This is a genomic window from Mycobacterium sp. NAZ190054 (assembly GCF_001545925.1).
In the GTDB taxonomy this organism is placed as follows: Bacteria; Actinomycetota; Actinomycetes; order Mycobacteriales; family Mycobacteriaceae; genus Mycobacterium.
The window spans coordinates 1-5,783 of record NZ_LMVQ01000232.1; the positions used below are offsets into that span (position 1 = coordinate 1).

Annotated in this window: 1 protein-coding gene and 5 pseudogenes; 1 reads left to right on the forward strand and 5 read right to left on the reverse strand. The window is 71.6% G+C overall.

The features are described from left to right. From ASJ79_RS35100 to ASJ79_RS16840, 4 genes and pseudogenes are all read right to left on the reverse strand, one after another. A pseudogene (locus tag ASJ79_RS35100) lies at positions 1-126 on the reverse strand (acyl-CoA thioesterase II); the annotation flags it as partial. A gap of 24 nt (positions 127-150) precedes the next feature. After that, positions 151-1,425 (reverse strand): annotated as a pseudogene (locus tag ASJ79_RS35105) (arabinosyltransferase domain-containing protein); the annotation flags it as partial. A 23-nt stretch (positions 1,426-1,448) separates the two neighbouring features. Then, positions 1,449-4,649: an arabinosyltransferase domain-containing protein gene (locus ASJ79_RS16835; RefSeq protein WP_067957321.1), complete on the reverse strand. Its 3,201-nt coding sequence runs from the start codon at positions 4,647-4,649 to the stop codon at positions 1,449-1,451. Between the two features lie 116 nt (positions 4,650-4,765). Then, positions 4,766-5,296, reverse strand: a pseudogene (locus tag ASJ79_RS16840) (arabinosyltransferase C-terminal domain-containing protein); the annotation flags it as partial. On the opposite strand from ASJ79_RS16840, the pseudogene ASJ79_RS16845 reads away from it, so the two are divergent. Then, positions 5,283-5,654 (forward strand): annotated as a pseudogene (locus ASJ79_RS16845) (carboxyl transferase domain-containing protein); the annotation flags it as partial. The pseudogenes ASJ79_RS16840 and ASJ79_RS16845 sit on opposite strands and share 14 nt — an antisense overlap. On the opposite strand, the pseudogene ASJ79_RS31135 reads toward ASJ79_RS16845, so the two are convergent. Next, positions 5,650-5,783 (reverse strand): annotated as a pseudogene (locus ASJ79_RS31135) (serine aminopeptidase domain-containing protein); the annotation flags it as partial. The pseudogenes ASJ79_RS16845 and ASJ79_RS31135 overlap by 5 nt on opposite strands.

Sequence of the window (5,783 nt, forward strand, 5' to 3'; positions counted from 1 at the left end):
GAGCACCGTGGTGTCCGACGAGTACACCATCGCCGCGGTGTGCAGCACCGGATCGTCGGGCATCACGCCCTGGGCCTTCATCCAGACCCGGTTGTGGGTGAGCTTCTCGCCCTTGTCCCGCATGATCGGGCGTCCGCCGGCGACCAGCGCGGCGACCGCGATCAGGCCGGTGGGCTGGATGCCGAGCGTGAACGCCGCGCTCGCGATGGCCAGCGCGGCGGGGGTGAGCCGGCCCGACGTCACCGCCCGCTCGATCAGCACGTAGGTGATCAGCGCGCCGGTGGCGATCTGGCCTTCGGGGCGCAGGCCGTTGTTGAACGGCATCCACGCCGCCAGCAGCACCAGCCCGGCGGCCCACAGCGCGGCCCGGCTGCCGGACACGGCCGGCCCGAGGCGCGGCAGTACCTCACGCGAGAGCAGCAGCCAGCACACCAGCGCGCAGATCAGATCCGGCAGCCGCATCCAGATGCTGGCCGTGCTGACCTGGCTCATCAACGCCAGCAGGTTGTAGTACCAGCCGAACGGATCCTCCGGGCTGCCGAACCAGCGGAAGTAGTTCGACATGTAGCCGGCGTGCTCGGCGACCCGCGCCATCTGCAGGATGTAGCCGTCGTCCGACGAGTTCGCGCCGATCACGTACCAGATCGCGAACCCGCTGACGATGACACCGTCGACCGCGGTGACCGTGCGCCAGCGCGTCGGGACGATGCGGTGCATGCGCCGGCCGTCGAGGCGGTCCAGCCGCCACAGCGCCAGCAGCGCGATCACCGTGCACGCGATCGCGAGCAGAATCGCCGCCAGCTTCACCGCCGTCGGCTGCGTGGTGAAGCGGGTGTCGATGGTGGCCGAGAACGACAGGCCCGGCGGCGCCGGGCCGGTGAGGTCGGTGAAGACGCCGACGATCGCGGGCCGCAGGTTCGGATCGTCATAGCCGGTGCGCTGCGGCCGGCCGGCGTCTTCGCCGGACTCCTGGGTCAGGCCGACGAAGTCGGCGTACGTCCCGTCCAGCGTCGACGTGATGTCGATGCGCTCACAGCCGGGTCCGGCGACCCGGTCGCGCTCGACGCTGGCGACCACGACGTTGCGCACGATCACGTCGACCCGGTCCTCGGTGACGTTGACCAGCATCGCGTTCAGTGCGGCGTCGCGGCCCTCGGCGGGTGCGGTGCCGAACAGCAGCCCGCCGTCGGCGGGCATCGACCGGACCACCTCGCACGGCACGGTCGCGGTCAGGCTCACCGGGGCCTGCGAGATCAACGGGGCGGTGACGTTGCCGAACTGCCCGTTCTGCGGCCAGTTCAGCGTCGCGGTGGTCTGGGTGACCGGCAGCAGCGGTACCGCGACCGCGGCGACGAAGCCGAGCAGGCCCGCGATCATCGCGACCCAGCGCGCGATCTTCACGTCCCGAAGGTTGCCGTGCTGCATCTTCTGTTCGCTCGCAAGCTCGCTCACGGCAGCGCCCTGATCGGTCCGCCCCGGTTCCAGCCGAACACTCGCGTCGACCCTTCCTCGATCACGGCGTCGGGCGCCTCCTCCGACGGCACCACCCGCACGTAGCGCTCCAGCGAACCCCAGTCCCGGTACCAGTCACCGCGCAGGTACGTCGGGATGGACTCGGTGCGCAGCAGCGCCTGGATGAACAGGAACGGTCCGCCGTCGGCCGCGGACTGCCACTGATTGGACGACGCCACGATCTGCTTGAAGTTGGGCATGATCCGGTAGTCGGGCAGTTCGGCGATCCCGAGACGTTCGGCGAACGGCCGCTGGCACGGGAAGTTCGCCGCGGTCGCGATGTCCATCAGCACCGGCGTCTCCCGGCCCAGGAAATCCTGCGCACTCTGCAGCACCGGCACCCGCGGCGGCGTGAACGCGAACCACTGGTCCTCGGACAGGTTCGGGTCGTCGGCGACGATGCGCGCCACGTTCGCCTCCGGCGGCGCCCACTCCAGCGGGAAGCGCAGATTGCGCCACGCCTTCTGGACGAAGATGTCGATCGGCTGCACCTCGCCCAGCTCCTGGTAGGAGCCGTCGGGGCGGTGCACGCCCCACTGCAGCTTCAGGGACTGCCCGTAGTTGAACGAGCCGTCCTCGTTGTAGTACCAGATCGCGCCCGCCGCGGCGACGCTGACCAGCGGCCGGTCCGGGGTGCGGGGCGGCAGCTGGTACCACGCCGAGGTGGCCTTCGCCGCCACGGTGTTCTCGTCGAAACTGCCCATCACCGGGGTGGTCGCCGGGTCCAGCCCGAACGGCAGGAACACCCGGGACCCGTTGACGCCTTCGGGTCCGTACCCGCCGCCGGTGCCCGCCGCGTAACCCACCCCGATGTTCGGCTCGTCGACGGGGCCGTCGGAGTTGACCGTGCCCGGGTTGGCCACGACCGGCTCGGCCGGCTCGAGGGTGTCGCTGACCCCGTTCGGCGTGAAGCCCACCGGGTCCTCGCCGCCGAGCGGACCGTACTCACCGAAGCGCTGACCGGGCACCGGCTCCAGCATGCCGGCATTGGTGTCGGCCTCGACGAGGACGTCGTCGGCCATCCCGCAGGAGGTGTCGCCCAGGCCCGAGCGCAGCGCCGAGATGTTGGCCGCACCGGTGGTGTAGACGGGGTAGCGGCCCACCGTCGCCTTGACCATCGAGCCCAGTTCGAGCACGACCATGATGACGGCGACCACGAGCAGCGGGGTGGACGCCAGCGCCCGGTTGCGCCCGGTGTCGGCGACCTCGGTGTGTCCCGCGTAGTCCATCCGGAAGTGCAGCCAGGCCGCGAGCAGGCCACCGGCGATGGCCAGCACCAGGAAGATGGTGGTCACCGGGTAGCCGAAGATCACCGGCTGTTTGTCGAACCACGGCACCCCGTAGTTGCCGGTGTAGAACCAGCCGTTGATGCCGGAGGTCGCCCACGCCAGCACGAACAGCAGCGCGGTCACATACAGCGCCAGATTGCGGCGGCTGTGCAGGCCGACCCGCGCGAACGCGAACGCGGTGACCGCGCCGAGCGCGCCCGCCAGACCGGCGAACGCGCCGAACTGCACCGCCCATTTGGTCGGGGTCAGGGTCAGCAGCAGCAGCCCGATCGCGGTGGTGCCGGTCAGCCGCCACACGGGTCCGTTGACCGCGCCCGGCAGGCTGCCGCGGCGCAGCAGCAGCACGAACAGGCCGAACACGCACAGCAGCAGGATCAGCACCGCGAAGCGCCGGCTCAGGGAGCCGTCGACGCTGTCCTCGACGGTCAGGAAGTAGTACCGCAGGAACTCCTGGTACCACGGGATCGTCGGTCCGACGACGTACTTGATGCGCACCGACTCGGCGACGCTGGCCAGGGTCTGATCCCGGAAGACGACGACGAACAGCAGTGACACCGCGCCGGCCAGCGGCGCCAGCTGGGCGGCCAGCCCGTCCACGGGGCGGCGGGCGGCGACGGCCCGGGCGAAGCCGCGCGCCCCGACCAGCAGCGGCGCGACCGCGACCAGGCCCTGCGGGGCCAGCGTCACCGAGAACACCGCGACCACGATCGCCAGCGCGTAGGGCCACAGGCGGCGGGTGGCCAGCGTGTGTTCGGTGAGCATCCACGCCGCGACCACGCCGAACGCGATCAGCGGCTCGGGCCGCAACCCGTTGTTGAACGGCAGCCACGCGGCCAGGAACACCGCGCCCGCGGTCAGCACCGCGACCCGGTTGGCCGCCACCCGCCTGCCGAGCCGCGGCAGCACGCACCGGCTGACGATCAGCCAGGTGCCGATCGCGGCGGCAGTGGCAGGCAACCGCAGCCACACGCCGGCCGTGCTGACCGAGGCCAGCTGGGCCAGCACGCTCTGATACCAGTCGAACGGGGCCTCCGAGGCGCCGAAGTAACGGTAGTAGTTCGTGATGTAACCGGCTTCGCCGGACACCCGGGCGATCGTGGTGTTGTAGCCGTCGTCGGACGACAACGCCCCGACGATGTGCCAGATCAGCAGCCCGCCGATCACGGCCGCGTCGGTCAGCCAGGTCCACAGCCCGGCGCGGCGGCGGTGCCCGGACCCGCGCGGGAGCCGTCGGCCCGACCTCCGGTCCAGCACCGCCAGCGCGACGATCGCGGCGACCACGCACAGCACACCGAGCACCATCACGGCGAGCTTGAGCGCCGTCGGCGTCGTGATGAACCGGGTGTCCACGTCGATGCGGGCGCGCACCCCCGACTCCGGGCCCGCCTGCAGGTCGGTGAAGACACCGGAGACCTGGGGACGCTTGTCCGGCGCGAGCGTGCCCGCCGCGCCCGGAATCCCGACGAAGTCGGCGCCCACCTCGCCGACGTTCGCCCAGACGCGCAGCTCGCTGCACGCGCCGGAGTCCACCGCGGCGCGCGGGGCGACCGCGGCGACGCTGTCCCGGAACGCGACGTAGACGACGTCGGCGTTGGCGCGCACGAACAACCCGTTGCGTCCGGCGTCGATGCCGCCGGCCGGGTTGGTGGAGAACACCACGCCGTCGTCCTCGGGCAACGTGGCCACCGCCGCGCACGGGATGGTGACCTCCAGCGTGCGGGGCGCACCCGACACGAGCGGCGCGGTGACGTCGCTGACGAAGCCGTCGGTGCCGACCGCCTGCGGCCACACGATCGTCGCGGTGGTCTGCTTCACCGGGAGCAGCGGAGCCAGCCCGCACAACACCATTCCGAGGAGCCCCGCGACGACGGCGACGAAGCGGGCGGACGGGGCAGGCACGAGGGTCGATGGTATGCGACGTTCCTATGGTGCCCACCTCGGCGTGCCGAGGGGTGACCGAAGCGTCAGCTCAGACGCAGCGGCGCCGGGCTCCACAGCCCGCTGCGCTCGGTGGTGCCGAGATCCAGCCGCGCGGGTTCGGCGTCCGGATAGAACGGCACCAGCCGCTGCAGCGCACCCCAGTCCCGGAACCAGTCGTCCTTCAGATACGTCGGCACGCTCACCGCACGCAGGGCCAGCTCGGTGATGCCGAGCGGGCCGCCGCCGAGGTAGTCCATCACCGGCGAGTTGGCCTCAGCGCCGAACCGGTCGGGCAGGATCCGCCACTGCGGCACCTCGATGACGCCGTTGCGGTGCCCGAACGGGCGCTGGCACGGGAACGCCAGCCCGACCAGCCAGTCGAGCATCACCGGGTCGCTCGAGCCGACCACGTCCTGGAGGGTGCGCAGCTCGGGGATGCGTGGCGGGGTGAGCGCGATCCAGTGCTCGGGGCTCAGGTCGTCGTCGCCGGCGACCAGCCGGATCTGGGTGGCCTCGGCCGGGATCGACGACAGCGGGGTGCGCAGGTTGCGCCACGCCGGGGCGGCGCCGAGTTCGGGCGGCACCCGTATGCAGGAGGGCACCGTCGCGTTCCTGCAGATGGTCAAGATCGCCGCCGCCGTCGAGCTGCACAAGAAGGCCCACCTGCCCTATCTGGTGTACCTGCGGCACCCGACCACCGGCGGGGTGTTCGCGTCGTGGGGTTCGCTCGGACACGTCACCGCCGCCGAGCCGGGCGCCCTGATCGGGTTCCTCGGCCCGCGGGTCTACGAGCACCTTTACGGCGAGCCGTTCCCGTCGGGCATCCAGACCGCCGAGAACCTGCACCGTCACGGCGTCGTCGACGCGGTGGTCCCGCTCGAGGTGCTGCGCGGCACGCTCGACCGTGCGTTGAAGGTCGTGTCGGACGCCCCTGGTGGTCCCCGGCGGCGATCCGGACCAGGGTGTGGAAGTCCGCGGTGTACTCGGAGATGTCGCGCAGGTAGACCCGCCTGCCGCCGGAGCGGCCGTGCCCGCGGTGGTCCGGCGCATAGGTGACCAGGC